This is a genomic window from Candidatus Defluviilinea proxima (assembly GCA_016721115.1).
Classification (GTDB): domain Bacteria; phylum Chloroflexota; class Anaerolineae; order Anaerolineales; family Villigracilaceae; genus Defluviilinea; species Defluviilinea proxima.
On record JADKIW010000001.1, the window covers coordinates 1,302,062 to 1,328,984 of the forward strand.

The 26,923-nt window shown below is 51.0% G+C and carries 24 protein-coding genes; 20 read left to right on the top strand and 4 right to left on the bottom strand.

The window, feature by feature from the left end; genetic code table 11:
• Positions 1–20 precede the first annotated feature (20 nt).
• The 3 genes from IPP66_06210 to IPP66_06220 are packed head-to-tail and all read left to right on the top strand — an operon-like array spanning position 21 to position 2,305.
• Positions 21–851, top strand: coding sequence for a TlyA family RNA methyltransferase (locus IPP66_06210; GenBank protein MBK9924871.1), 831 nt, complete (start codon positions 21–23; stop codon positions 849–851).
• A 45-nt stretch (positions 852–896) separates the two neighbouring features.
• A complete protein-coding gene (locus IPP66_06215) occupies positions 897–1,529 on the top strand; it encodes a guanylate kinase (protein ID MBK9924872.1) in 633 nt (210 codons plus the stop codon).
• Complete coding sequence (locus IPP66_06220) at positions 1,526–2,305, top strand: rhomboid family intramembrane serine protease (protein ID MBK9924873.1); 780 nt, start codon at positions 1,526–1,528, stop codon at positions 2,303–2,305. The genes IPP66_06215 and IPP66_06220 overlap by 4 nt, the downstream gene beginning before the upstream one ends.
• Before the next feature lie 149 nt (positions 2,306–2,454).
• On the opposite strand, the gene IPP66_06225 is transcribed toward IPP66_06220, so the two are convergent.
• The 3 genes from IPP66_06225 to IPP66_06235 form a co-directional block, all read right to left on the bottom strand.
• The gene (locus IPP66_06225; GenBank protein MBK9924874.1) at positions 2,455–2,937 is read right to left on the bottom strand and encodes a hypothetical protein; all 483 of its coding nucleotides are present in this window, start codon (positions 2,935–2,937) and stop codon (positions 2,455–2,457) included.
• A gap of 50 nt (positions 2,938–2,987) precedes the next feature.
• Positions 2,988–8,819, bottom strand: coding sequence for an Ig-like domain-containing protein (locus tag IPP66_06230; protein MBK9924875.1), 5,832 nt, complete (start codon positions 8,817–8,819; stop codon positions 2,988–2,990).
• 146 nt (positions 8,820–8,965) lie between these two features.
• Positions 8,966–9,712, bottom strand: a complete 747-nt coding sequence (locus IPP66_06235; GenBank protein ID MBK9924876.1) for a DsbA family protein — start codon at positions 9,710–9,712, stop codon at positions 8,966–8,968.
• Between the two features lie 230 nt (positions 9,713–9,942).
• On the opposite strand from IPP66_06235, the gene IPP66_06240 reads away from it, so the two are divergent.
• The gene (locus tag IPP66_06240; protein ID MBK9924877.1) at positions 9,943–10,662 is read left to right on the top strand and encodes a hypothetical protein; all 720 of its coding nucleotides are present in this window, start codon (positions 9,943–9,945) and stop codon (positions 10,660–10,662) included.
• A gap of 76 nt (positions 10,663–10,738) precedes the next feature.
• Here the strand turns inward: IPP66_06240 and IPP66_06245 are convergent, their stop codons facing one another.
• On the bottom strand, positions 10,739–11,620 hold the full coding sequence (locus IPP66_06245; GenBank protein ID MBK9924878.1) for a class I SAM-dependent methyltransferase: 882 nt from the start codon (positions 11,618–11,620) through the stop codon (positions 10,739–10,741).
• Between the two features lie 225 nt (positions 11,621–11,845).
• Between IPP66_06245 and mraZ the strand changes: the two genes are divergently transcribed.
• From mraZ to IPP66_06325, 16 genes are read left to right on the top strand one after another with little or no spacing between them, the layout of a single operon-like run.
• Entirely contained in the window at positions 11,846–12,298 is a 453-nt protein-coding gene (gene mraZ / locus IPP66_06250) for a division/cell wall cluster transcriptional repressor MraZ (protein MBK9924879.1), read from the top strand.
• A gap of 21 nt (positions 12,299–12,319) precedes the next feature.
• Positions 12,320–13,243, top strand: coding sequence for a 16S rRNA (cytosine(1402)-N(4))-methyltransferase RsmH (rsmH, locus tag IPP66_06255; GenBank protein MBK9924880.1), 924 nt, complete (start codon positions 12,320–12,322; stop codon positions 13,241–13,243).
• A 54-nt stretch (positions 13,244–13,297) separates the two neighbouring features.
• Complete coding sequence (locus IPP66_06260) at positions 13,298–13,762, top strand: hypothetical protein (protein MBK9924881.1); 465 nt, start codon at positions 13,298–13,300, stop codon at positions 13,760–13,762.
• Positions 13,759–15,495: a penicillin-binding protein 2 gene (locus IPP66_06265; GenBank protein MBK9924882.1), complete on the top strand. Its 1,737-nt coding sequence runs from the start codon at positions 13,759–13,761 to the stop codon at positions 15,493–15,495. The genes IPP66_06260 and IPP66_06265 overlap by 4 nt, the downstream gene beginning before the upstream one ends.
• Entirely contained in the window at positions 15,495–16,919 is a 1,425-nt protein-coding gene (gene murF / locus IPP66_06270) for a UDP-N-acetylmuramoyl-tripeptide--D-alanyl-D-alanine ligase (GenBank protein ID MBK9924883.1), read from the top strand. The genes IPP66_06265 and murF overlap by 1 nt, the downstream gene beginning before the upstream one ends.
• Positions 16,916–17,911, top strand: coding sequence for a phospho-N-acetylmuramoyl-pentapeptide-transferase (locus IPP66_06275; protein ID MBK9924884.1), 996 nt, complete (start codon positions 16,916–16,918; stop codon positions 17,909–17,911). The genes murF and IPP66_06275 overlap by 4 nt, the downstream gene beginning before the upstream one ends.
• A 3-nt stretch (positions 17,912–17,914) precedes the next feature.
• The gene (murD, locus tag IPP66_06280) at positions 17,915–19,291 is read left to right on the top strand and encodes a UDP-N-acetylmuramoyl-L-alanine--D-glutamate ligase (protein MBK9924885.1); all 1,377 of its coding nucleotides are present in this window, start codon (positions 17,915–17,917) and stop codon (positions 19,289–19,291) included.
• On the top strand, positions 19,270–20,517 hold the full coding sequence (locus tag IPP66_06285; protein ID MBK9924886.1) for a cell division protein FtsW: 1,248 nt from the start codon (positions 19,270–19,272) through the stop codon (positions 20,515–20,517). The genes murD and IPP66_06285 overlap by 22 nt, the downstream gene beginning before the upstream one ends.
• Positions 20,477–21,520: a glycosyltransferase gene (locus tag IPP66_06290; GenBank protein ID MBK9924887.1), complete on the top strand. Its 1,044-nt coding sequence runs from the start codon at positions 20,477–20,479 to the stop codon at positions 21,518–21,520. The genes IPP66_06285 and IPP66_06290 overlap by 41 nt, the downstream gene beginning before the upstream one ends.
• 5 nt (positions 21,521–21,525) lie before the next feature.
• Positions 21,526–22,056 (top strand): CvpA family protein, encoded by a 531-nt coding sequence (locus tag IPP66_06295; protein ID MBK9924888.1) that lies wholly within the window; start codon positions 21,526–21,528, stop codon positions 22,054–22,056.
• Positions 22,057–22,087: 31 nt separating this feature from the next.
• A complete protein-coding gene (gene murC / locus IPP66_06300) occupies positions 22,088–23,485 on the top strand; it encodes a UDP-N-acetylmuramate--L-alanine ligase (protein MBK9924889.1) in 1,398 nt (465 codons plus the stop codon).
• Positions 23,486–23,491: 6 nt separating this feature from the next.
• Positions 23,492–23,734 (top strand): hypothetical protein, encoded by a 243-nt coding sequence (locus IPP66_06305; GenBank protein ID MBK9924890.1) that lies wholly within the window; start codon positions 23,492–23,494, stop codon positions 23,732–23,734.
• Complete coding sequence (locus IPP66_06310) at positions 23,727–23,918, top strand: hypothetical protein (GenBank protein MBK9924891.1); 192 nt, start codon at positions 23,727–23,729, stop codon at positions 23,916–23,918. The genes IPP66_06305 and IPP66_06310 overlap by 8 nt, the downstream gene beginning before the upstream one ends.
• On the top strand, positions 23,905–24,849 hold the full coding sequence (gene murB / locus IPP66_06315) for a UDP-N-acetylmuramate dehydrogenase (protein MBK9924892.1): 945 nt from the start codon (positions 23,905–23,907) through the stop codon (positions 24,847–24,849). The genes IPP66_06310 and murB overlap by 14 nt, the downstream gene beginning before the upstream one ends.
• Before the next feature lie 13 nt (positions 24,850–24,862).
• Positions 24,863–25,942 (top strand): D-alanine--D-alanine ligase, encoded by a 1,080-nt coding sequence (locus IPP66_06320; protein ID MBK9924893.1) that lies wholly within the window; start codon positions 24,863–24,865, stop codon positions 25,940–25,942.
• Positions 25,939–26,895 (top strand): FtsQ-type POTRA domain-containing protein, encoded by a 957-nt coding sequence (locus IPP66_06325; GenBank protein MBK9924894.1) that lies wholly within the window; start codon positions 25,939–25,941, stop codon positions 26,893–26,895. Before IPP66_06320 ends, IPP66_06325 begins: the two co-directional genes overlap by 4 nt.
• The last annotated feature ends 28 nt before the right edge of the window (positions 26,896–26,923 follow it).

The following is a 26,923-nucleotide window of genomic DNA, read 5'->3' on the forward strand; positions in this document are numbered from 1 at the left end:
GCGGGAAGTACAATATACCCATGACAAAAGTACGTTTGGATGTGTTACTCGTAGAACGTGGACTCGCCGAATCACGGGCGAAAGCGCAGGCCTTGATTATGGCGGGACAAGTCCGCATTGCGGATCAGGTCGCGCTCAAGCCTGCTACAACCGTGGACGCCTCTGCCCAGCTGACAGTTGACTCCGGTCCGCGTTTTGTTTCGAGAGGTGGCGAAAAGTTGGATGGTGCGCTTGAAGCCTTTGCTCTCGATGTAAATGGATTGGTTTGTGCTGATGTGGGTGCCTCTACGGGCGGGTTCACGGATTGTCTGTTGCAACGCGGCGCGGCAAAAGTCTATGCCATTGATGTGGGGAAGGGTATCCTGCATTGGAAGTTGCGCAACGATAAGCGAGTGGTCGTGATGGAGCAGACGAACGCACGCTTTGTCGAGTCGCTACCGGAACAGTTGGGGTTGGTGACGGTGGATGCATCATTTATATCGTTGAAGATTCTTTTGCCGGTGGTGAAGAAATGGACCCCCCTCCGGCTCCCCCCATTTTCGGAGAAAATGGGGGGAGAGACAGAGGGGGGTGTCGTGGCCTTAATCAAGCCTCAATTCGAAGCCGGTAAAAAAGACGTCTCGCGTGGGGATGGGGTGATCCGCGACCCGGAGATCCATAAGCAGGTGTTGCTGGATGTTTTGGGATTTGCTTTGGGCGAAGGATTCAATATTCGCGGGCTGATCAAAAGTCCGTTATTGGGGCCGAAGGGGAATGCAGAGTTTCTCGTATGGCTGGATCAGGCCAAGGTCGAGGAGGGAAGCGAATCGATCGAGCAGATGGTGGCGCGAGTTTTGGAAAAGCCTTCATGAGATTGATGTGAGAGCGGAATAAATCCCTCTGGTAAAATCCTGTTTATGCCCCCATCATCCACTGATTCTGAATTCAATGTCCATAATCCACAGCCGTTGTTGATCGTGATCTCGGGCCCATCGGGCGCGGGGAAGGATACCGTGATGCAACGTATGCAGGAACGCGGTTTGCCGTTCCATTTTGTTGTGACTGCTACCACACGTCCCATGCGCCCTAATGAAGTACACGGCCGGGACTATTTTTTTGTAACGAAGGATGAGTTTGCACGCATGATCGATGAAGACGAATTGATCGAGCATGCGATCGTGTATGGCGATTACAAAGGCATCCCGAAACAACAAGTGCGCGAGGCGTTGGCAACCGGCAAGGATGTTGTGATGCGCATTGATGTGCAGGGCGCAGAGACGGTGCGCAAGATGGCACCCGAAGCCTTGATGATCTTTATCACCACTGAGAATGAAGCGGAACTTGTGCATCGCCTCGAAACGCGCAAGACCGAGACGCCCGATTCGCTGGCTCTGCGTATTGCAACAGCACGCAAGGAGTTGAAGCGTGTGCAGGCATTTGATTATGTGATCGTGAATCGCGATTTTCAATTGGATGTGACCGTGGATGCGATCCGTGCGATCATCACAGCAGAACATCACCGTGTGAACCCAAGAAAGGTGACTTTGTGAGCGAATATCCTGCTGACTTTTCTCAGCCTGTTCAACCTCCACCACAACCTGTTCGTGTGTCGTTGCCTCAGTCCGCGCCGTATGTGACATATACCATCATCGGTGTGACGGTTTTCTTTTATCTTTTGCAAGTGGGGAGTGTTATGTTGTTGGGGAATCCAACAACGTATTCGAACATTGACTGGCTGGAATTGTTCGGTGCAAAGATCAATGAGTTTATCCGTGATGGTCAACTTTGGCGGTTGTTGACGCCAGCTTTGTTGCATGGTTCACCCACTCATATCTTTTTCAACATGTATGCTTTGTATTCGTTCGGGACAAGTCTTGAGAGATACTTCGGGCGTGGACGATTTTTTCTTTTGTATGTGTTGGGTGCTTTTACTGGGAACGTGGCATCGTTCTTGTTTTCAGATGGATATTCCGTGGGTGCTTCCACTGCGATCTTTGGCTTGATCGGCGCGGAAGGTATCTTTTTGTATCAGAACCGCAAACTATTGGCAGGGCGTTTCAGAAGCGCGATCGGAAATGTTATTTTTATTATTGCGATCAATCTGTTTCTGGTTGGGTCGTTGCCGGGCATTGATAATTGGGGGCACATCGGCGGCCTACTCGGTGGCTTGATCTTTTCATGGTTCGCAGGCCCAATGTGGGAGATCGAGGGGATCCAGCCGATGCTTCAACTCGTGGATAAACGTTCATCCCGTGATGTGATCGTTGGGACTTCGCTGGTGTTGTTGATATTTGGTGCGCTGGCGATGTGGGGGATGGTGAGGTAAGTTAGAGAGTAGCAAGTGGGGATGTGCGTTGTGAAGAAAAATGTTCGGCCACGGATTTCACTATCATCTGTGAAATCCGTGGCTGATTTGTTTATTACCTATGGTTTAAAAATAGAACAGTAAATGCAAGCCATAATATGATTTGGTTATTAATGTTTGTTTAGTGCTTTTAATTTTTCATCTCTTTCTGTTGCCATCTGATTTGCAATAGGAGCCCAAAATGATATATCGCCTAATAGAATATCTTTGCAATATTTAATTAAATCTTCTTTTTCAAATTCTAATAATTCTTTGACTTCCTCTTTAGTTTGAGCTCCTTTAGGCGTTCGTTTGTAATTTGGATTCCGACCTTTAGCAATTGCGGATACACTAATCGAACGGTATTTTTGGTGTGGCGTTGCTTTTTCTCCGGTCTCACCTGATAGTTTTATTGCCGCACTGCAATAGTAGAACATTGGGGAAATTCCAATATAGAAACTTATATCCACATCACCTTTTGATGCTGTTATTATGTTTTCCCCTCGTCCATCCCAGTTCACTTCGTTTTTCAATGCGAAACCGTAATCATCGAAAACAGAGGAAAAAACTTCCTTTACTAAAAGTAAAAAATCTATGTTTGAGTCTTTGGGCATTATTTATTCCTACAGAGATAATATTTGCTGACTAAAATTTTATATCCGTATTACGGCTTGATCTCGAAGACCGTGCCTGCACTTGTCCCTTGTACTTCGGGGAAGAAGGATTGCCAGGCGTGTGCAGGGAGCACGCGGAATTCCCCGGCTTGCACAGGGATGAGAGTGTACGTCAGCACGTAGGTTCCGGCGGGGAGATGATCGGCAGTGAAGAGGATGCCTTCATCATGGATTTGCGGTTGGTTGAACAGCCACCAGCCCCATCCATCTGCAAAGGGACTCGTATCGTCAAACTGGGCTTGTACATCGGTTGAGTCAACGCCGAGTTGACTGGTCTTGAGGCTGTTATCCAAAATTTCCATACCTGCAGGGATGTGGTCCTCGACCATGACGTAGTACGAGTCATGAGGCAGATTCAACGTCAGCTGGGCGGTGACGAATTGATCAGAAGCAAGCTTCAGGGAGGAAAGAGGCGAGCAGGTCTTTTGTTTAGTGAGGCAGTAAGTGCGTTCGATACCCATACCCATGTCCAAAGGCTTGACATCCTGCACGGGACGATTGACCTTCAAGACTGCGTTGTAATAGAGGCGGCCAAGCCCATCTTCGCGTTGGATGGTGAGCAGGTTGGGTGAATTGGGTGAAAGGAATTCCAGCGGAACATTTGCCTTGAGGGGCGCGAGTTGAATGCCATTTACATCGCCACCCGTGAGCGGACTTCCGTTGAGCGCGGCATTGAATTTGAAATCGGCGCGTAGATCGCCAAGCCCTACCATGGCTTCATTGAGTGCAACCATGGCCCAGGCGTTCTCGTGGCCGATATTCCATAGCTTGCTGGCATTGCGATGCGCGGCAAGATAACGGACAGCATCGAACATGACCGTATTGGCTGAGTCGATCTGTGCGAGCACATATACAACGATGGATGTTGTGTAAATGGGCGACCCGCGCGAGATGATGTTTTGTGTCGGCGTTTCCCAATGTGCGCTAGATGCTGTACGTATGGCGCTTGTTTCAAGTTTGCTGACAAGTTCTTTGACGTGCGGGTCAGCAGGGTTGAGCGAATTGAGAACACAAGCAACCCATGCAAGTCCCGTTGGGCTCATGCGGTCACGCGCGCCGTAGAGTGAATCGATCGCGGTTTGATCGGTGCTGTTGGCTAACTTCAATACATATTGTATGAATGCCGCATCATCGAGCTCTGCACCTGTAGTTTTTGCTGTAATCTGTTTTTGTGATTGATGCAGGAACCCGGTTGCACGATCTAATACGCTTTGATTGATGATCGAACCAACCTGTTGTGCGCGCAGTAGACCAAACAGAACATAGGCTGAAATATAGGGGTCGCTGGTCGCACCGTTTTCACCGACGCTCTGTCCCCACCAACTCCAGCCGCCATCTGGGTTCTGTAAAAATAGCAAGCGGCTCACACTTGCGTTTAGATTTTTTTCGATCCGTTCCGAGAGCGCAGGGTCGCTTAAACCGGCATTGTTCAATGCGCGATGGACTTCGATATTGGGGAGCAAATACGAGAGACTTGCCTCAGCGCTGATCGAATAAGGCGGGACTTCCATCGCCTCCAACGCGGAGAGTAAACTGCCAGCCAACGAAGGGCTTAACTCTACATCCAAGCCGCTACCAGGGCCGGGCGTGAATGTGCGCGGAAGTGAGATCACTTCTTGTTGTGAAGATGCGCCACGCAATACCCCGCCTGTGACGAATGCCTGCGGAGCACTGTATTGCAAGATCGGCAACTTGCCCCAAACAGGGCGTGCAGAATCTTGTAACGATGGACTTCCGTTTGTCTTCACCGAAAAGACCATGTCTGCAGATTGAGCCAGAGACGCCGTGCCCCACCATTCCACGCGGGCCTGTGAGTTGGGTGAAACTTCAAAACTGCGCGTGGCTGATTCGGGACTATCGAGAACGAAGCCATCACTTTGAATATTGACTGTTACATTTAATTTATCGGCCGTGTTGTTGTTGACCAAAGCCGCCATTAACACATGGTCACCGCTTACCAAGAATCTCGGCGTAACCGGGCGGATCAACAAAGGTTTAGTCGAAACGATCTGTGTTTCAGCCTGCCCGACTTTCGTGTCCATTGTTGTGCCGCGCACATCTACATGCCATGTGGTCAATGAATCAGGCAGAGTCATCGTGACTTGTCCGCGCCCTTCGGGGGTGGTGATGAGCGAAGGATTCCAATATGCTGTGTCGGGGAAATCTTCACGCACGAACGGTGTGTCCTCGCCGCCCCCACCACCGAGACCGCCGGGTTCCAAAGCATCACGTCCACCGTAGGCCGCGAGGGAGATGCCGGTTTCAATGCCGAGTGGTTGGTTGTGATAGAACGCAGGCAAAATATCTTCTGCATTCGGGTCTGCGAGTGCGAGCGTGGCAAGGTCAACCACTGAGAGAGAGAACTCTCCTTGTACTGGTTGTGCCTTGTTGTCTGTGACCAACACATCGAATGTGACTTGATCGCGCGGCCCAGCTTGCGCCGGATTTGAAATGACTTGTACTTTCAGGTTCTGTGCATCTGGCGCAACGGGCAAGTTGACAAATCCCTGGCGGAAGTTATTGCCTTGTCCCAAAACTGTCACGCTGACGTATACATTTGGCGCATCATCTTCTGTCAGCGGTAATGTATATTCACTGCCGCTTCCGTTGAGTGTGATCATGTCCGCTTTTGAGATCAAGCCACGTTCCACAGTGACGAGCGCGTATGATTTTGTAGCGAATGGATTCGGGATGAAGACCTTGGCGGTATCACCTGCCAGATAGGATTCTTTGTCGGCTGTCAGTTGCAGTCTCTGGTTGGGGAGGTCGGGCCATGCGGCTGTGCCAGCGCCCCCAACCCAGACCAAGACTTGTGAGTGTGCACCATCGCCTGAGACATCGAGCATGTACGTTCCAGCAGTCGGTGGAACAAATGAAAGCCGTGCTTTGCCGTCTGGTCCAGTAGCGAGGTTGCTACTGCTAACGGATGTGTACACCGGCGTGAATTGGGGATTTCCATACGTGTCGGTTTCTCTATCCCAACGCACTTGTTTGAATTCAGCGGTGAGTAGTTTTCCACTGGAAGGATTCCGTTCCCAATCCACAGTGTAGACTTCAAACCCAAGTTCCGATTTGGCCGGGCCAAACCATTGATCGGGGTGCAAACCGATGTAAAAATCTGCTGGATGAACGAACAATTCCTTGCGGGTGCTGACGGGCAAGCCGGAGTCTTCGGTGGCGGTCACCTCGAGGGTGAGACGTTTAGGCGAATCCGTTTCAGGGATGGCTGGTAGGTTGATGGACAGAGTCCCGCTCGGGGTCGTTTGACCCGTGCCTTCGTTGATAAGAGACCCAAAGTAGCGGGAGTCAAAATCAGAGGGAAGACGATACATATCCAGCCAGCTGGCATCGATCAAGCCGGTTTCATACTCAGGCAGGTAGAAATGATCGGGCTTTTCATAGAGTGACCATTTGACATCCGTGTTTCCAGCCGGGGCATCGAAAAAGTATCGCGCATTGACGTTCGCCTGCGATGTCGCACCTTGTTTGATCTCTGTGATGGGAAGCTCGAGGCCGAGGTTGATCTCAGGTTTACGATACTCAGCCACCTGAAAGGAGAGGAAGAAATTGAGACCTTCATTGGTGAAGGTGTAGTAACCCGGCACGGCATCTTGCGAGAGTTCGATCTGACCGTTGAATGAGCCGTAGGGCGAAAGGTCGGTGTTGATGTTGGTGAGTTGTGTACCTTGTGCATCGTTCAAAACGATGGGCACATTCTTGACGTTGGGAAGTTCATATCGCCCATTGAAGGCCTGGCGCACGATTCCACGATAGTACACAGTTTGACCGGGGCGATAGATGGGACGGTCAGTATACATATAGATCTGGGTATGCGGAGCCTGTGTGTTTTGTGCGTATCCGAAATCCCAGGCATTGACCCCTGTGTTCCAATTGCTGAAGGCCAGTGCGAAATTCTCTGTGCCGGGGGTACCAAGCGCGGCGAAGACTGTCCCTTCGCTTTTGATGGCCGGTCCGCGCCAAATACCGTTCGCATCGGTGGAGCCGGAAGCAAGAGTGTTACCTGCTTCATCATAGAGATAGACCGGTGTATTAGCTACCGGAGTCTGCGAGGAAAGGTCCATGGCCCACACGAGTGCATCGGTGGCACCCAGTTTGAATGTGAGGTTGACCTGACTCGAAGCCGCGAAATAAACGGTCTTCGATTGGATTTGCGGCGAAGCGATGCTCACATAATACATGCCGGGCAGAAGTTGTGTGTTGGCTTGTGTGAGCGCCAATTTCACCGCGTTGTTTTGCTCTGGTGATGTCTCCAACACTTGTGAGTAGGTGGAAGGTTCAGCCGGTGTGTACGATTGTTGCAAGTCGTATGAATTTTGAAGCGTGAAGAAATCCTGCAACGATAAAGGCGCAACGGTTATATCCGTGTTCTGCACATTGATCGCTGTCGCATACAACGCCGGTTCATCGGGTCGCACAAATGCGGTGGAGTATCCGAATGATTTCAGGGAAATGGAAGCGGGCAAAGCCGGTGTGTGAACATCCAGCTTGAATGGCGTGTTCAACAATTGTCCCCACTGGTCGCCGATCGTGGCCGATAGCTCGATCGAATAATCGGTATCGGGGATGAAGTTGCCGTATAGATACAGGCTTTTGTTCTCCACATCAACATTCACATCAAAGTTCTCGACTGGTGGAGAAACGGTTACAAGGTTTTTGTAATCGCCTTTTGCCAGCGGTGCATTGAATATGAAAGTCGTACCGCCATAATTCGTATCAGAGGAACTCACTGCAAAATCGGCAAACACATTCAACACGGTCCCATAGTCAGTGCCGAGTGTCATGCCTCCTTTTGATTTCGCGGCCTTGCCTACGTTCAAGGTATATCCAAATCCGCGCGTCAAATTGCTGTCGGGCTTGAATGTCAACTCGGTGCCTTCGTCGTTCCACGCATACTTTCCATTGGCCGGGCCTTCCGGTCCATTCAACAGAAAGCTCAGTTGAACGCTCTGTTTGTCCATGGGCTGATTAAACGTAAGTTTGACCTCGGCGTCCGGTGCCATGAATCCTTCGGGAGATGGACTCACCTCGACGACTCGCGGTCTTGTCGTGAGGAACTTCCATGCATTGATCACGCTTCCATCCAACCCGACGCCTGATGCAGTCTTAATATCTTGATTCACGCTGACAGTGTATTCTGTGCCGCCCAACATGGATGGTTTCGGATAAAAGACATACGTGCTAGTGCTGATCCATTCCCCTTTGCCTTCGATCTCTGGCTGAACAACAAAAGGAGCTGATAAAGAAGCGGGGTCTGCGCCAAGCGGCACGACAGGTTGATTGAAAGAGACGGCAATGGCCGCGTCTACATCTGCATCGGTGGTGTTTGGTTTGGGCAACTGGTTGACTGCGCGCAAATAATCTGCAACCGTGTAAGAAAGTTGAATGGGTTCCGTAATGCCAAATCCGCTGGCAGATTGGATGGTGTTCGCGATCTCGATATTGATCTTTGTGTTGGGGATGTAAGGTTGTGCGGGGGTGAAGACGAGGGTCGCTTCATCGTTCCACGTGAATGTCCCTGCGGGCAATCCGCTGATGGCCGCTTCGACTGTGGTTTTGTTCATTGCCTGATTAAAGTAGAACGTGATCGGAACTTGATGTCCGATGACAGTGTTCTGTACAGGGTCTGTTTCCACCAGTGCTGGTGCGGCGGCCTGTCCTGTTGTAGCAACTGTTGCAGAAGGAACTGTCGCTGTGGGTTGCGCTATGAGATTGCGAATATTAGGAATGCCACTGCATGAGCTGAGGATCAGGCTGATGAGGAGAAGACAATTTAGGGTGAGGGAGAAGCGGAATTTTGTCATATGTTCTCGATAGGGAAAAATGAGATCAACTCCGATTCATTATACACTCGTACTCAAACAAGATAAAACTGTATGTAAGCTATTGGAGTACTCGTGTTATACAGGAATCAAAAAAGGACACGTTTGCCGTGTCCTTTTTTATTGAATTACTTGGGGGTATTTACGATCAGGTCAACTGCTACTGCAATTTCCTGGAAGGTTGCGATCTTACCGGCTTCGCCAACCTTTTGGCCGTTCACGAACACGCTGGGTGTACCGCTGACTCCCATTGTTTGCCCGAGTTCGAAATCGGCTTGGATCTCTTTTTTGTATTTGTTGTCGTCGAAGCAGGAGTCGAAGGCGTTAGTGTCCAAGCCGATGGTTTTAGCCATGGCTTTTAGCTTGGCGTCGCTCAAATTACCTTTATTTTCGCCGTTCCAGTTCTTGTAGATGATGGCCTGCATATCCCAGAATTTGTCCTGCTCATTGGCGCACATGGATGCATTGGCGGCCTGATCTGATTCGCCGCCGTTGGAGGCGCCGTCGCCATCAATGAAGGGATAGTTGTGGAATACCAAACGCGCCTTGCCGGTCTCAACCAGGTATTGGATGATCTGGGGCTCTACGCTTTCACTAAAGTACTGGCAGGCGGGGCACTGGAAGTCCTCGAAGACATCAATAACTGCTGGGGCATTGGCGTCACCGAGACTCAACCCATCTGGGTTGGGGAGGGCGGCCGTGCGCGGTTCGGGGGTGATGATTGTGGGCGGATTCAGGGTTGGATAAATGAATGCGAGGACCACCAGTGCGGCCCCCACTACTAGCAGGCCCATGGTGATCAGGCGGCTTCGTTGTTCCTGTTGTTTGATCTTTTCACGTCGTTCCTGACGTTTGCTTTTCTTCTCTTCAGTCATGAAACAAACTCCTTGTTACAAATTATATGGATGGCGAATTCTCCCATGCCCAAATGGATTTGTCTAGGAAAAGGTTAGGGAGCATTAATGAAGCGACTTCTCGTATTTTGAACCGTGCAAACGGCGGGATGACCGCTGGAACTATTGAAGGAGTTGGAGAGTCATAGGTTAAATGTTGAGCGATAAGCTGTAGGTGGAATATAAAATGATTTTGTAAATAAGGAGATCATATGCAAAACAAAAACATTAAATTCATTTTCATTATATTTGTGTTGGTTTTCTTAGCCAACAGTTCTTGTACTTCACAGTCAGTGCCGTCGAGCATAACAAGGAGTTCTGCTGTCGATCAGTCTTTGCCAAATCCGACTCAAACTATTCAGGTGCCTCAGCCTATTGAGGAAAAAACTGCACTGTATCAAACAGTAAGCGACATTGCAGTGGAAATCACATCAGTTAAGCGCATAAGCACTGGACTTGAAGTTGGTATTTGTTATACCGCTCCTGATAATGGCGAATGGCGGCCACTGCCTGGCCATCTCTTTTTTGCCAGTAGCGAGGTTTACCCCGATGAAATTGAATTTTTGCCCGATGAGAAAATCGCTGATGGAAAAAATACAGGAATACGTTGCGCTTTGATACGTTATCTTGTAGAAGACGTGAGTGCAATTACAACCCCATTGATGTTTTCCATCATCCAGTTTTATGCCCCTGGTAGGGAAATGTATTCTCCCTGTGAAGAGTTCGAACAAAGACTCTCGACCAACCAAAAGGCTAACGCTTATGAAATAAAAGCGAAATGTGAAGAAGTTGGTGACGGGAACATTTCTGTTGAACTGGTTGATAACGATAAATCTATAGCAAAGGACAAAGTGAGTAAATTGCTGGCCGATATTGCAAAAGGGGAAGTTGCCGGGCCTTGGGAGTTTACAATTACTGAGATAGAAAAATAGTTTTCTAACGCTCAAATCAAAAAACCACCTGTTCAATGTAACGAACAGGTGGTTTTGCTTTATTACGTAGGCTAGTTTATTTTTCCCACCGTGCATACACCGCTTGTGACAACAGCCGCCCCGCACTTTGCTCGCGCGTGACCAGTTCTCCCATATCCACCTTTCCCCCAAAGCCTTTCATCATATCGTCCATGGCTTGTGCCACGTGGACCGCTGATGCGCGTACTGCGTACACTGTGTTGACAACGAACAACGGTTTATCGCTCAAACATTCGCGGCATGCTTCGAGCAATGTCGGCAGGGACTTGTATACTTCCCACACTTCGCCTTTCGGTCCGCGCCCGAATTTGGGTGGGTCAAGGATGATGCCATCGTATTTTGTTCCGCGTCTTGCCTCGCGCTGGACAAATTTCAACGCGTCGTCCACGATCCAGCGGATGGGGGCGTCTGTCAGCTTGGATAAGGCTTGGTTCTCACGTGCCCAACCAACGGATTTCTTTGAAGCGTCTACGTGAGCCACTTTCGCTCCAGCCGATGCGGCGGCTAAAGAGGCGAGTCCTGTATATCCAAATAAGTTTAAAACGTTAACTTCACGCTTTGCATTTGCAATCAACCCGCTGAACCAATCCCAATGCGCGGCGACTTCAGGGAACACACCTAAATGACGGCCAGGGGTAGTCATTGTCCAGAAGCGCAAGTCTCCATATTTCATCTCCCACCTCTCATCTACCTTCTTTTTGAGATCCCAATGTCCGCCGCTTTCCTCGCCAGAGGGGATGAAGACCGCGTCGGCATTCTTCCACTCGGAAGTGAGTGACCGTTTCCACATCGCTTGTGACTCGGGGCGCGCAAAAACATATTTGCCAAAGCGTTCAAGCTTCAGGCCATCGCCACTATCGAGTAGGGCATAGTCTTTCCAGTTGGTGGCTTCGAGAAAAGTAAATGAGGGAGAGTTCATAAAATCCGTTTCCGTCCATGAATCGATTACAGAGTTTGCTTATCCAAATCCGTTGATCCGCTTCCATATCCATATAGGACATTAGAGGGAGCTTGCGAAATAGTTACAGCCACTTGATTTTTCCCTCGAAGAGCGTATAATATGGGAAAAAGTGGTAGAAAGTGGTAAGCAATGGTAGGACGCCGGAGGACCGGCGTTCATCACTTAAAAGGACAAGTAGCACAAATGTTCTTAGGTCAGTTCCAGCACAATCTCGATGATAAAGGTCGCCTGATGGTTCCGGCGCGCTATCGTGATTTGCTGGCGGCTGGCGCCTTCATCACACAAGGCTTTGACAAATGTCTGATGGTGATGACCGATGCGTACTTCGCACAAGTTTACGAACGCATCAACAACATGAACCTTGCTGATCCTACCGCTCGTATGTTGCGCCGCCTCATTCTTTCGAATGCTTATCCTGTAGAAGTGGATAAAGTCGGGCGCATCCTTGTTCCGCAAAATTTACGTGAATTCCTCGGCATCACCAGCGGAGAACTCACGGTGGCGGGGCAGGGCGATTACTTCGAAGTGTGGACACCTGCAGAGTGGAAGGTCCAGATGGACAACCTGCACGATGTCGAAGCCAACGAACAACGCTTCTCCACACTTGATCTTTCGAAGAACACTTCGTCGTCATAATGACGACCCCTGGTCGCCGTTATGAATGACTCACCGCACCAACCTGTACTTTACAAAGAGATTATACACGCGTTGCAACCCCAAAAAGGTGGGCGCTATGTCGATGGAACATTAGGCGCGGGTGGACACGCTCGCGGCATTTTGGAGGCATCTGCGCCAGATGGACAATTGCTGGGTCTCGATGTAGACCCGCAGGCGTTAGCGATCGCTCGTGAGACCTTGGCTCCTTGCGAACATCGTGCTCATCTGGCGCAAGCCTCCTACACGACTCTATCCACCCAACTGAAGAGCCTCGGATGGGATTCCGTGGATGGAATTGTCCTCGACCTTGGTGCTTCGTCAATGCAGTTCGATACAGCCGAACGCGGCTTCTCGTTCATGTATGATGCTCCGCTCGACATGCGCTTTGGACCTCACGCCACACAGACTGCCGCCGATATCGTGAACAGTTATTCAGAACGGGAACTGGCTGACTTGATCTACGAATACGGCGAAGATCGCGACTCACGCAAAATAGCGCGAGCCATCGTCAACAAAAGACCGCTTCACACGACCCGTGAACTGGTCGCAGCGATAGAAGCCGTATCTCCCCGACGAGGAGATCGCGTTCACCCCGCGACGAAAACGTTTCAGGCACTACGTATCGCGGTGAACGAAGAACTGTCTTCGATAGAGTCAGTGCTTCCGCAAGCAGTAGCAGGACTCAGGTCCGGTGGAAGACTCGCAGTGATCTCCTTCCACTCACTGGAGGATCGGATTGTAAAAGAGTTCTTCCGCAGTCAAAGCAAGGATCTGGTCAATCCGCCGTACGAACAGATATATGAAGAAGAACGTAACGCGATATTGAAAGAGGTAAATCGAAAACCGATTTTGCCCTCGGAAGAAGAAACAAAAGACAATCCGAGAGCGCGCAGTGCAAAATTACGCATTGCCGAAAAAATATAGTAAGGGCGGGGTATTCCCGCCCACCGACCAATTCGCCCAAATATAAAGGTCGTTATGCAAGGACAAGCAATTCAAATTATCCATGCTTATAAACAAGCTCCCTGGCGTGTACAACGTCAGTATGTTGGTGCGTTCCTGCTTGCAGTGATCGTGCTGGCCTTGGTGGCCGCCTTGTACCTTGACCTTTCTGCTCGCACTGCGTTGGCTGGGCGCGAGATACAGGAATTACAGGTACAGATCACCGCCGTGCAACGCTCCAACGCCGACCTTGAAACTGAACTTGCCAATCTCACTTCCTCTGCTGTGATGCAAAAACGCGCACTTGAACTGGGGTATCGCCCCGTCAAGCCCGGCGAATTAGATTACATCTTTGTGCCCGGCTATGTGGCTCCAGAACCGCCCCTCTTGCTTGCGGCCGACGATACAATCTTCCGTTCCTACACTCTCCCCGAAGAATATTCACAATCCCTGCTCGAATGGTTTGATGATCGCATCCAATCTGGAGGCATCAAACAATGAGACAACAATACGCCATTCGTTCTCTTCTGTTAGCAGTCAGCCTGGCCTTTGTAGGTCTGGCTGTGCTTGTACAAATGGTTCGTATTCAAAATAGCGAACAAGCCAAGATCTTTCTCTCGCAAGGCGATATGTATGCGGGAGAATTCCGTATGTACTACCCGGAACGCGGTGAGATCTATGATCGCAATGGTCACCTGTTGGCCGGTAATCGCACAGTTTATGAAGTGGGCGTAAGCTTGACCGAAATGAAAGACGTAGACGCTTTGGCTTATGTTCTTGGTACCTATCTGAACATGACTCAAGGCGAGGTCCGCGAGAAGTTGGTCAATTCCCCCAAGACCTGGACATATGTTGTCATCAAAGATTATGTGGATGCAGATACTGTCGCTGTGTTGCAACAAGTTCTCAAACAACTAAAAGATACAGACGATAAGCGTCTGAACGGTTTGGCTTTCAAACCGCATTACCAGCGCAGTTACCCCGAAACAAACCTCGCCTCGAATGTACTTGGCTTCGTCACCCGCGATGGACGTGGCTATTTCGGCATCGAAGAAAAATACAATGACTTGTTGGCTGGTAACCCTGTGCAAGTATGGGTGCCGCGTGACCCCAATAAGGCAACTGAGATCCCCAAAGTTCCCAATGGTACAACGCTCGTGTTGACGATCAACCGCGACCTGCAAGCCAAGGTCGAGGGTATTCTCGATCAGTCACTCACACAATATGGTGCGAAGAACGGCACCATCATCGTTATGGACCCCAAGACCGGCGAGATCCTTGCCATGGCCGCCACCCCGCGCATGGACTTGAATAACTACTCCGCATATTTCGATATTTATGACAACGGCAGTCAATACAACCGTTCCATCGGTATGGCTTACGAAGCGGGTTCTGTAGTCAAGATCCTAACCATGGCCGCCGCGCTCGATACCAATACCGTCAAGCCCGATACTACATACATTGATACCGGCTCCATTGATGTGGGCGGTATCACCATCCAAAACTGGGACCGCCAACCTTGGGGCCAGCAAGACATGATCGGTTGTTTGCGACATTCCTTGAATGTCTGTCTCGCGTGGATCGCCACAGAGATGGGCTCGCAGAACTTCTACTCGTACATGGAACACTTTGGCCTCGGTCACCCAACCGGCATTGATCTCTCCGGCGAAGCGATGGGCAGACTCAAGATCCCGGGCGATTCGGATTGGTATCCTGTTGACCTCGGTACGAATGCATTTGGTCAGGGTGTTACTGTCACTCCTCTTCAAATGCTCATGTCCGCATCTTCCATAGCGAACCACGGACAAATGGTCACGCCGCATGTGTTGTACGCCATGCTTCGTGACGGACATCAATACAACGTGCCATCGCAATATGCCGGCACACCCATCAGCGCACAGACCGCGCAAACGCTCAGTGAAATGATGGCTATTTCAGTAGAAGGCGAATCGGCCGGTGCACTCCTGCCTGGGTATCGTGTGGCTGGAAAAACCGGTACCGCACAAATCCCCACTGATTATGGCTACGACCCCAACCACACCAATGTGTCCTTCATTGGCTGGGGCCCTGTAGACGACCCGAAATTCATGATCTACGTCTGGCTTCAGGAACCGGAAACATCCATCTGGAGTTCACAGACCGCCGCCCCTGTCTTTTCAGAAGTTGCCGAACAGACCGTTATCACACTCAACATCCCTCCTGATGTTGTTCGCAACCAATACGGATCACGTTAATGCTTACACTTGCTGACGCGCTCGAAGCCATTACCACGTTTCGCCCGCAAGCCGCATCGGTTATTACCGAAGCGGTGATCGATTCGCGTCAGACCATCCCCGGCTCGCTCTTTGTCGCCATTCCCGGCGAAAAAGCGGATGGACATAACTACATCGGTGAAGCGTTCAAGAGGGGGGCATCTTTTGCTTTAACTCAGCGGGATGTAGACGCTTCTTTCCGTACCTTTGACCTGCGTACCGTTTCTTCAACCGACTTCTACACTGGAATTGATTTCTCCATTCCACTCTGCTTGCGTGTGGATAACACCGTAGCGGCCCTGCAACAGATCGCACGTTTCTGGCGCCGCAAACTGGACCTGCGTGTGATCGGCATCACCGGCAGTGTCGGCAAATCGACCACCAAAGAGATGGTTGCCGAAGTGTTGAGCACGCGGTATCGCACGCTCAAAAGCCCTGGTAACTTGAACAACGAGATCGGCCTGCCGTTGACGATGACTCGCTTGGGCGATGGTCATCAACATGCTGTGATGGAAATGGGCTTCTACGTCCCCGGCGAGATCGCCTTCCTTTGTGATATTGCACAACCGCAAGTAGGTGTCGTGACCAATGTCGGCACCGTCCATGCGGAACGCGCTGGGTCACAAGAAGCCATCGCACGCGGTAAAGCGGAATTGGTTCAGGCGTTGCCCCCGGCTCCGGAAGGCGTGGCAATCCTCAACTTCGATGATCCGTGGGTCCGCAAAATGGAAGAAAAGGCAAAGGCCCGTGTCTTCTTCTATGGTTTATCTCCTGAAGCGCATCTTTGGGCTGATCGTGTAGAAGGACTTGGCCTCGAAGGTATCCGCTTCCGCATGCATTATCAAGGTGAGACTTTGCACGTGAAGATCCCGTTGATCGGGCGTCATTCCGTGCATACAGCTTTACGTGCCGCCGCTGTGGGCTTGGTCGAAGGTATGAACTGGCAGGAGATCATCGAAGGCTTGAGCCAGGGACACACGCAATTACGCCTCGCCGCCGTTCGCAGTGAGACCGGTGCATTACTGCTCGACGATACTTACAACGCCTCGCCTGAATCCATGTTGGCCGCGTTGAACTTGCTCGATGAATTGGATGGTCGCAAGGTGGCTGTGTTGGGCGATATGCTCGAACTCGGTCCCTATGAGCGTGGCGGACATGAAATGGTTGGCCTGCGTGCTGGGCAGATCGTGGATGTTCTACTCACCCTCGGCGAACGCGCACACATCATTGCTGATGCCGCTCGCCGTGGAAACGGAAAGAAGAAAACCATTCTGGAGTTCAAGGAGTTTGAGCCCCTTGTGGAATGGTTGAAGAATAATCTGACTTCGAAAGATGTTGTCCTAATTAAAGGTTCGCACGGTCTACGCATGGACCGTATCACCAGCCTGTTGGAGGTACGTTCATGACCGAAAATAATGCCTTTGTATTAGGGCTTGCCATGTTCTCCTTTATCATGACGGTCATTTGGGGTACGCCGTTTCTCCGTGTGTTGCGATATTTTCGTATCGGCAAGATCATCCGTGTGGATGAGCCCGGTCATCACAACGTGAAGATGGGCACGCCAACCATGGGTGGCATATTGTTCATTATCCCCGTTGTCCTTTTGACAGGTTTGTTGAATGCCGCGAAATTTATTGGTTTTGACACCATTGGTAGTTCAGTGCTTGTGCCGTTGATCGTAATGGTTGCCTATGGTGTGCTCGGCGCCTTGGACGATTGGGAAGGCATTCGCGGGAAACGCCGTGGCGAAGGTATGACAGCTCGTGCCAAGTTCATAGGACAAGTGCTGTTGGCATTAGGCACAGCCTATGTGTTGAAACGCTACCTCGATGCGCCGGAGATGATCCTGCCCGGTATTAAAAATGAGATCGAATTAGGTTGGTGGTATGTGCCCATTGCGGCATTTATCATCGTCAGTGAATCCAACGCGATCAACTTCACCGATGGTTTGGATGGCCTGGCTGGTTTGATCTCTGCTACAGCCTTTGCCGCGTTCGGTGGCATTGCCCTCATGCAGGGACAGGTCTTCCTTGCACGTTTCTGCTTCACAGTAGTTGGCGCGTTGTTCGGTTTTCTGTGGTTCAACGTGCATCCCGCTGAACTTTTCATGGGCGATACCGGTTCGCTTTCTTTAGGCGCGGCCCTGGCGGTCGTAGCCTTGATGACCGGTCAATGGCCCCTCTTGCTTGTCATTGCCATCATCCCTTTGAGCGAAGCGTTGAGCGTTGTCATTCAGATCAGCTATTTCAAAATGACCAAAGGCAAACGCTTCTTTAAGATGACTCCCATCCATTTGCATTTTGAATTGCTTGGATGGAGTGAAACGCAGGTCGTGCAACGTTTCTGGTTGATCGCCCTTCTTGCCGCAATGGTCGGTATTGGATTGGCTTTGGTGTAAACGATGAAAGATTGGACCGGTAAACGCGTATTGATCCTCGGAGCCGCCCGTCAGGGACTTGCCCTGGCGCGCTGGCTTTCTGTTCATGGCGCACATGTCACCTTGAGCGACATGCATAGCGCAGGTGAATTACGCGTTGCTCGCGAATCATTAGCCGAGTTTGAGATTACCTGGGTTCTTGGTGGACATCCGCTTGAGTTGCTGGACACAACCGATGTGCTTTGTCTTTCTGGAGGAGTCCCGCTCACACTTCCCATTGTGGCTGAAGCGGTTTCGAGGGGCATTCCCCTCTCGAATGACTCACAGATCTTCATGGAAGTGGTCCCATGCAAAACCATTGGCATCACGGGTTCTGCCGGTAAGACTACAACAACAACCCTCGTTGGACGAATGGCGAAGAATGCATACGGCGATAAGGCTTATATCGGCGGCAATATTGGTGATCCGCTTATCAATTATGTAGATGGTATGAAGGTTGATGATGTCGCAATCCTTGAGCTATCATCCTTCCAATTGGAGCAGATGACTATCTCACCGAACGTGGCCGCGATCTTGAACATTACGCCGAATCACCTCGACCGTCATGGCACGATGGAAGCGTACTCTGTGGCAAAGGCGCGCATCCTTGAGTTTCAATCGAAGAGTGATGTTGCCGTTCTTGGCCATGATGATAAAGGCGCATGGAGTTTGCAGGATAAAGTGAACGGCAAGTTGTTTACGTTTAGCTTGCACGAACTCCATGAAGGTTTGAACGGTACGTATTTACATGATGGTTTGTTGAACTTGCGCGATAAAAGTGCATATCTGCCTTTGATCTCTCGTGAAAAGATATTGTTGCGTGGCGATCACAACGTGTTGAACACATTGGCGGCGTTTGCCATTGGTCGTGCCGCTGGCTTCCCATTGGATGCCATGCTGGAAGCTGTTGAAGGTTTTCGTGGAGTGGCGCACCGATTGGAGCTGGTCCGTGAGTTGAACGGTGTGCGCTGGTACAACGACTCGATTGCCACTGCACCCGAACGCAGCATAGCGGCTGTTCGTTCGTTCGATGAGCCGATCGTGCTGTTACTCGGTGGCCGCGATAAGGATCTTCCATGGGAAGAATTGATCCAGCTTGCGAATGAACGTGTGGATCATATCGTCCTGTTTGGTGATGCGGCAGAAAAGATCCAGAAAACAGTAGTAGGCCTCGGGTCCGGTAAGACGCGGTTTTCTGTCGAGCGTGCGAGTGGTTTGCATGAGGCAGTCCTCAAGGCCGCTGAAGTGGCCGAGCCGGGTGATGTCGTATTACTTTCACCGGGCGGCACGAGTTACGATGAATTCAAGGATTTTGCAGAACGCGGAGAAAGGTTTAGTACATGGGTGCAAGAACTTTCGTAAATGATCGTGTATCGTTTTCGTTTTCGCGCAACTGGCGGCGCGGCGTGGATATGCCGTTGCTGTTGGTTGTGATCGCGTTGCTCGTGTTCGGCTTGATCATGTTGTACTCTGCCTCGTTTGATTTTTCATTCAATGAGTACGGTTCTGCCACCTACATGTTCAATCGCCAATTGTTGTGGCTTGGGATGGGTGTGTTGGCTGCGCTCCTGCTTTCTTTGTTCGATTACCATCACTGGCGCAGGATGGTGTTGGTGGCCATGCTTGGCACGATCGGTTTATTGGTGACCGTGTTGATCGTAAATGAGATTCGCCTGGGTGCTTCACGTACATTGGTGCATGGCTCGTACCAACCTTCTGAGCTTGCCAAGTTGATGGCGGTTATTTATCTTTCGGTGTGGCTGTATGCCAAGCGGCAATTCTTACATGATGTGACGTTCGGCCTGATACCTCTGGGTGTGATCCTTGGGATCATCGGCGGCTTGATCTACTTGCAACCAGATCTGAGTGCGGCCGGTACAGTGCTGATCCTTGGTGGGTTATTGTTCTTCCTTGCTGGCGCTGACATTCGACAGATCGCTTTTCTGTTGGTGCTTGCGCTCTTCATGGGATGGATCGTTGTGCAGTTCAGCGCGACTGGTCAAGACCGTGTGGGTACCTTCCTTGCCGGTCTGAAAAATCCGACAAACGCTTCTTATCATGTCCAACGCTCGTTCGAGGCGATCATCAAAGGCGGTGTCTTTGGCGTAGGGTTGGGTCAGGCTGATACCAAGTTGACCGGTTTACCCTTTGCTCCCACCGATAGCATCTTTGCTGTTGTAGCCGAAGAGCTTGGTTTGTTCGGTTCTTTTATTCTTTTGGTTTTATATGGCACACTCATCTGGCGCGGACTTGTGATCGCGCGCCGCGCCCCCGATATGCTTGGAACACTTCTCGCTTCCGGTATGACATTTTGGATCGGCATCGAAGCGTTGATCAACATGTCGGTTATGGTTGGTCTCATGCCTTTCGCAGGGAACGCGTTACCGTTCGTCAGTGCAGGTGGCTCAAATTTGGTTTCAACTCTTTGCGCCATCGGTATCATGTTGAACATTTCACGTCAGAGCAGTGAACACACCATGCTCGAAGATAACGAATGGAGGTCTTTCGGTGCGGTTATTGATTTGCGCCGGGGGAACGGGAGGCGGAGTGTATCCCGCGCTCGCCGTTCACAGCGCGCTAACGTCTAAAGTGCTGGATGTGGACACACTGTGGGTGGGCGGCGAAGGAGGCATGGAGGAAGCACTGGTCAAACGCCAGGGCATTGCCTACCAGAGCATTCCTGCCGCCGGTCTGCATGGTGTAGGTCTTGCCACCTTGCCGCGTAACATCGTCAAATTGACGCGCGGCGTTTTTGCGGCACGCAAGATCTTGAATGATTTCCAGCCAGACGTTTTGTTCTTTACCGGCGGTTTTGTGGCGGCGCCGATGGCCGTTGCAGGACGTTCCATTCCGAGCCTTTTGTACGTCCCTGATATTGAGCCAGGTATGGCGCTCAAATCACTTGCAGGATTTTCCGATGCGATCGCGGTCACGACCGGGCAATCGCAAAAGTTCTTTAAAAAGAAAGTTATTGAGACGGGATACCCGCTTCGTTCGGACCTGGCAGTTTGGGACCGCGAAACGGCCCATCGCCACCTCGATATCTCCGGCAAACTGCCTATCCTATTGGTTTTTGGTGGAAGCAAGGGAGCGCGCTCGATCAACATGGCTGTGTTGAACAACCTGCGCCCTCTGCTTGAGAAGTTTGAAATCATCCACATCACCGGTGAATTGGATTGGACCTATGTGAGACATCACCGTGAACAATTGCCGGTGCACTTAGCCTTCCGCTACCATACCATGCCCTACCTGCATGAAATGGGAGCGGCTCTCGCGGCGGCCGATTTGGTTCTCTCGCGAGCGGGCGCATCTACTCTAGGAGAGTTTCCGTTATTTGCACTGCCCGCCATCCTGGTCCCTTACCCGCATGCATGGCGCTATCAGAAAGTGAATGCAGATCACCTTACCAACCGAGGCGCCGCGATCATTTTGGAAGACCAGGTCTTGAGTAACGAATTGATGAATACTTTGAATGTTCTTATGGAAAACCCGAACAAACTGCAGGCTATGCGCGCCGCCATGTTTGAAATGTCCCACCCGCGTGCCGCAGATAAGATTGCCAGCATCTTGATCGGCCTGGCAGGAGAGTAACACCTATGATGAGCATTGTGTATGTCTTTTGGATGTATGTCATTCTCTTCGCCGTGATCGGCGCCATGCGCGGTTGGGCGAAAGAATTGCTGGTGGCTTTTAGTGTGGTTCTTTCTTTGGCGCTCAATCATGTCCTTCGCAAATACATCCCGCTCGCCCGTGACCTCCCTGAGACGGATGCATCCCTCTTCTGGGTGCGGACGATCATCTTGTTGGTGTTAGTGTATTTCGGTTATCAGACGGTTGTCAGTATTCCACATCTGGCTTCGCGTGCGGCGCGAGAACGCTTACAGGATACGCTCTTCGGCGCCTTCCTTGGCGGATTGAATGGATACCTCGTAGCTGGCTCGATCTTGTACTACGTCCATATCGCAGATTATGCCTTTCAGAAGGTCATCATCAAACCGACCGATCCAGATCTGCTACAAAGAGTTAACCAGATGATGTTATACATGCCGCCTCAACTCCTTGGAGAACCCGGTATCTACTTCGCCATCATTCTGGCATTTGTATTTGTTCTAGTCGTTTATATCTAATAAAGCTAATTGCTAAAAGCTGAGAGCTAACATGACACACGTCCATTTCATCGGCATTGGGGGAAGCGGTCTTTCCGCCATCGCCCGCCTCCTGCTGGAGAGCGGATACGATGTCAGCGGCTCTGACCGCGCGATGACACCCTTTGCTGATGAAGTCCGCAAGGCTGGTGCCCGAGTCTATATTGGGCATCATCCGCGTAACATCGCGGACGCGGAATGGGTTGTGAGATCGTCTGCCATACCAGATGACAACCCTGAGGTATTGGCCGCACAGAGCGCAGGTATTCCTGTGTACAAGCGCGCTGATTTCCTCGGCCAATTGATGGAAGACAAGACCGGCATCGCTATTGCTGGAACACATGGAAAGACCACAACCACCGCCATGGCCGCCTGGGTATTGACCGAATTGGGACGTTCTCCATCCTTCATCGTTGGCGGCGTGATGAATAACCTCGGTGTCAATGCGCATGCAGGCAATGGCAACCTGTTCGTGATCGAAGCAGATGAATATGACTACATGTTCCTTGGCCTCAAGCCGCAGATAGCTGTGGTCACCAGCCTTGAGCACGACCATCCCGATCTCTTCCCAACACTTGAGTCGATGTACGAAACATTCGAGAAATTTGTAGACTTACTTCCCGCCGATGGGACACTGATCATTTGCGCTGAAGATCATGGCGCCGCTTCGCTGGTTCCGCATGCGCGCAAGGCTGGCAAGAACATGATCTCCTATGCCATCGAACGGGAAGTCACCATCAACAGCCCGTTCTGGGTGATGGCACGCGAAGTAAAACCAAACGACCGTGGTGGTTATGATTTCTTTGTGCATTCCAACCTCGTCAACTCCACTGACACCGGCTCAACCTTTGTCTCTTTGCAAGTGCCGGGAGAACACAATGTTCGCAATGCGTTGGCAGTTCTGGCGATCATTGATCTCTTGGGCTTATCGCGTGAACGTGCCGCCAAAGCGTTGGCAAACTTCACTGGCACCGGGCGTCGCTTCCAATTGCGCGGCGAAGTGAAAGGTGTCAGCGTCTTTGATGACTACGCTCATCATCCCACCGAGATACAAGCCACATTGGCCGGTGCGCGTGCCCGTTACCCTGGACGTCGCATTTGGGCTGTTTGGCAGCCTCATACCTACTCGCGCACGCAAACCCTCTTCCTTGAATTTTCCCGTTCGTTCAAAGATGCGGACGAAGTCATTGTTACCGAAGTCTATGCCGCACGCGAACCCAAACAGGAATTTACCTCAGCAGAGATCGTCAGCTCTATGCCGCACCTCTCTGCGCGTTACATTGAAACATTGACCGATGTTGCGAACTATCTGATCGAGAATCTTCAGCCCGGCGACGTTGTCCTTGTGCTTTCTGCCGGGGATGCAGATCAGGTCAGTGAAGCTGTTGTCAGAGGATTAGAGGAAAGGTAGGCAAAAATGTTGGATAAGAACACGTTTCGCACGCACCCGTCTCTGCTTCCGTTACGAATGGCATTGCTCCTCGCTGAAAGCGAATCCCCGGCCCGCCCTCCACAGAGCTCTGCTGACGAACAGCGCGCCATGGATTTGATCGAGAAAATGAAAACGGAATATAGCAAGCCGCTTCCGTTCACGAGTTGGAAGGATGATTCCATCTTGAGTTCTTTCAGGCTTCAGGAAGTGATCGGGTCCCATGCCTGATGATGAGAAAACAAAACCACGCCACCCTGAAACCAACTTTCTGCCCCCGTTGGATATGATCCTGACCTTCTTCGATAAGAAGAAGCGCAAAACCAATCAGCAGGAAAAGAGTGCTAACGAAGAAAAGATGTTGGAAGAGAAAAAAGTTGAAAAGTTGATCGAGAAACTGAGTGAAAAAAAGTAAAGACGATATGGTAGTTGCTGTCCGCCCGATTGATGTGTTGTACGCCAAACTTGGCGATGCGGTGAAGGAGAACGTTTCCCTTGCACCCTATACTTCTGCGCGCATCGGCGGACCGGCAGATATTTTGCTCACAGCAGATACTGCCGCAGAATTAGCACGTATCGTGAAGTTGTTGTGGAAATTGGAGATGCCGTTCACTTTGTTAGGCGGCGGCTCAAACATGTTGATCAGTGATAGAGGTGTGCGCGGCGTTGTGGTTTTGAATCGGGCGAAGGGAGTTAAATTTAATACCGGCGACCAGCCGTCCGTTACGGCTGAATCGGGAGTCATCTTTAGCAACCTCGCCAATCGCTGTGCGTCCAAAGGCTTATCAGGACTCGAATGGGCGGCGACAGTCCCCGGCACGATCGGTGGTGCGGTGTATGGCAATGCCGGTGCGTTCGGCGGTGATGTGGCCGGTGACTTGATCTCTGTTGAGTTGTTAACTGAAAATGGAAAAGCAACGTTCAATGTTGAACAAATGGGGTATGGTTACCGCACCAGCATACTGAAACGCGGTGAATTGAAAGCGATAGTACTTTCGGCTGAGTTGGCGTTAAAAAATTCAACCAAAGAGGATGTGACTGTTAAAATTCAACAATTCAGCGCTCACCGCAAAGCGACTCAACCTCCCGGCGCAAGCATGGGTTCGATGTTCAAAAATCCGCCCGGTGATTATGCAGGCAGGTTGATCGAAGCCGCGGGATTGAAAGGCACTCGCATCGGTAACGCTGAGATCAGCCCGTTGCACGGAAATTTCTTTATCAATCATGACAATACGAAAGCGGAAGATATTCGCGCCTTGATCGACCTTGTGCAGAAAACAGTAAAAGAGAAGGAAGGCGTAGATTTGGAACTGGAAGTTGAGTTCGTTGGAGAATGGAACGCGTAAGCGTTGAAACGTTATGGAAAACAAACTTCACGTGGCAGTACTCTTCGGTGGACGTTCCGGCGAACATGAGGTCTCGCTCATGTCGGCGCGTTCCGTGCTGTCTGTGCTCGACCCTGCCCGGTATGATGTGACCCAGATCGGCATCACGCGTGAAGGTAAGTGGCTGACCGGCGAGGATGTGCTCGGTGAATTTGAGCGTGGCGAAATTGACGGCCTTGAATATTTCGATATTCAACCCGATGCCTCGCGAAATGCAGATCAAAACAATATCGATGTGTATTTCCCTGTTCTGCATGGAACCTTCGGTGAAGATGGAACCATACAGGGATTGTTCGAACTGGCAGATGTTGCCTACGTAGGTGCGGGTGTACTCGGTTCATCCGTTGGCATGGACAAAGGCGTGTTCAAAGATGTGATGATCGCCAACGACATTCCTGTTGTGGATACGTTAGTGGTGACGCGTTCTGAGATCGAAAAGAGCATGCTCGCTATCATTGAAAAAGCTGAAGCGCTTAGCGGGTATCCGCTCTTTACCAAGCCTGCCAACCTTGGTTCATCGGTTGGTGTGACCAAGTGCAACAACCGCTCCGATTTGCAGGAAGGTTTAATGGAGGCCGCTTCCTTCGATCGCCGTGTCCTGATCCAAAAAGGGATAAAGAATGCGCGCGAGGTTGAAGTGAGTGTGTTGGGCAATGAAGACCCGAAAGCCTCGGTCCCCGGTGAAATATTACCGAGCCGCGAATTTTATTCGTACGAATCGAAATACATTGACGGCACATCCGGTCTCGTCATCCCTGCCGAACTGCCGGAAGAAACAAAAGAACTGCTCCGTGAGTATGCAGTCCGTGCATATAAGGCTATTGATTGTGCAGGCATGGCGCGCGTGGACTTTTTCGTCGAGAACGATACGAACAAGATCCATTTGAATGAATTGAATACCATCCCTGGCTTTACCAAGATCAGTATGTATCCCAAACTTTGGGAAGCCAGTGGCCTGCCCTACAACAAACTGGTTGATCGATTGATCGAATTGGCAATGGAACGCAAAGCAGAACGCGACCACACTTCACACACTTTTCGGAGCCGTGCATGAGTAAGAAAGAACTTAGCCGCGCCGAACTCGTTCGCATGCGCCGTGAGAAGGAGCACACACAGCAACTTCAACGCGCATCGAAGGTGGCCGCACGCCCCACGCCCACGGTCACTGCGCGAAAGAAAAGCCCCACCAAACCCGTGCGCAAGCCGGTCCAGAATGCGCGCCGTCGCTTCCAGATCGCGTTGCCGCATTTACCGCGCACCGATATCCGCTCGATCAGCATCCCGCGTCCGCGTGTGGGTTGGCGCTTGTTCTCGTTTATCTTTGCCCTCCTTCTCGGAGTTGCGATCTACCTTGCGTTCAATCTCCCTGAATTGCGTGTGACCGAAGCACGTTTGTATGGCAATCAACAACTTACACAAGCGGAATTGAATGCCACGCTGAACGTTTCAGGACAGCCCATCTTCCTGATCACTCCATCGGAATTGGAGACACGCCTCCGCCTCAATTACCCCGAGCTTGCCTCCGTCCGAGTGACCGTTGGTTTCCCGAATGTTGTCTCTGTCGATGTGACCGAACGACAGGCCGTTATCCGTTGGGAACAGGGAGGCGGGTATACATGGGTCTCAGCAGATGGCATCGCCTTCCGTCCGCGAGGCGAATTGGTTGGATTAATTCCGGTCGTGGCGCTCTCAGCTCCACCCGTAGTAGGAGGCGGAAGTGATCCATTGACTCCCGCTCCGTTCATTTCAGCGGAATTGGTTCGGACGTTGAATGGCCTCTATGGACACGTCCCAACAGGTGCGCCGATCTTGTATGAAAAAGACAACGGCTTTGGCTGGAATGATCCGCGCGGTTGGCGAGTCTATTTTGGGACGAGTTCGAACGATGTGGAATTGAAGATGCGTGTGTATGAGTCGATGGTCGCTTCGTTGACACAGCGTGGTATCCGCCCGGCGTTGATCAACGTGATGTACCCGACAGCACCGTATTATAGGATGAGTCAATAACTACTATGGAGTCAGGGAGCTTGCTCCC

What these genes read in the sequence shown, in the direction of transcription:
- IPP66_06240 (MBK9924877.1), top strand. Translation starts at nt 9,943, where the DNA reads ATGCAAAACAAAAACATTAAATTCATTTTCATTATATTTGTGTTGGTT.
- IPP66_06225 (MBK9924874.1), bottom strand. Translation starts at nt 2,937, where the DNA reads ATGCCCAAAGACTCAAACATAGATTTTTTACTTTTAGTAAAGGAAGTT.
- rsmH (MBK9924880.1), top strand. Translation starts at nt 12,320, where the DNA reads ATGAATGACTCACCGCACCAACCTGTACTTTACAAAGAGATTATACAC.
- IPP66_06215 (MBK9924872.1), top strand. Translation starts at nt 897, where the DNA reads ATGCCCCCATCATCCACTGATTCTGAATTCAATGTCCATAATCCACAG.
- IPP66_06260 (MBK9924881.1), top strand. Translation starts at nt 13,298, where the DNA reads ATGCAAGGACAAGCAATTCAAATTATCCATGCTTATAAACAAGCTCCC.
- IPP66_06295 (MBK9924888.1), top strand. Translation starts at nt 21,526, where the DNA reads ATGATGAGCATTGTGTATGTCTTTTGGATGTATGTCATTCTCTTCGCC.
- murC (MBK9924889.1), top strand. Translation starts at nt 22,088, where the DNA reads ATGACACACGTCCATTTCATCGGCATTGGGGGAAGCGGTCTTTCCGCC.
- IPP66_06285 (MBK9924886.1), top strand. Translation starts at nt 19,270, where the DNA reads ATGGGTGCAAGAACTTTCGTAAATGATCGTGTATCGTTTTCGTTTTCG.
- IPP66_06325 (MBK9924894.1), top strand. Translation starts at nt 25,939, where the DNA reads ATGAGTAAGAAAGAACTTAGCCGCGCCGAACTCGTTCGCATGCGCCGT.
- IPP66_06310 (MBK9924891.1), top strand. Translation starts at nt 23,727, where the DNA reads ATGCCTGATGATGAGAAAACAAAACCACGCCACCCTGAAACCAACTTT.
- mraZ (MBK9924879.1), top strand. Translation starts at nt 11,846, where the DNA reads ATGTTCTTAGGTCAGTTCCAGCACAATCTCGATGATAAAGGTCGCCTG.
- murD (MBK9924885.1), top strand. Translation starts at nt 17,915, where the DNA reads ATGAAAGATTGGACCGGTAAACGCGTATTGATCCTCGGAGCCGCCCGT.
- IPP66_06265 (MBK9924882.1), top strand. Translation starts at nt 13,759, where the DNA reads ATGAGACAACAATACGCCATTCGTTCTCTTCTGTTAGCAGTCAGCCTG.
- IPP66_06210 (MBK9924871.1), top strand. Translation starts at nt 21, where the DNA reads ATGACAAAAGTACGTTTGGATGTGTTACTCGTAGAACGTGGACTCGCC.
- IPP66_06230 (MBK9924875.1), bottom strand. Translation starts at nt 8,819, where the DNA reads ATGACAAAATTCCGCTTCTCCCTCACCCTAAATTGTCTTCTCCTCATC.
- IPP66_06305 (MBK9924890.1), top strand. Translation starts at nt 23,492, where the DNA reads ATGTTGGATAAGAACACGTTTCGCACGCACCCGTCTCTGCTTCCGTTA.
- IPP66_06275 (MBK9924884.1), top strand. Translation starts at nt 16,916, where the DNA reads ATGACCGAAAATAATGCCTTTGTATTAGGGCTTGCCATGTTCTCCTTT.
- murF (MBK9924883.1), top strand. Translation starts at nt 15,495, where the DNA reads ATGCTTACACTTGCTGACGCGCTCGAAGCCATTACCACGTTTCGCCCG.
- IPP66_06245 (MBK9924878.1), bottom strand. Translation starts at nt 11,620, where the DNA reads ATGAACTCTCCCTCATTTACTTTTCTCGAAGCCACCAACTGGAAAGAC.
- IPP66_06235 (MBK9924876.1), bottom strand. Translation starts at nt 9,712, where the DNA reads ATGACTGAAGAGAAGAAAAGCAAACGTCAGGAACGACGTGAAAAGATC.
- IPP66_06320 (MBK9924893.1), top strand. Translation starts at nt 24,863, where the DNA reads ATGGAAAACAAACTTCACGTGGCAGTACTCTTCGGTGGACGTTCCGGC.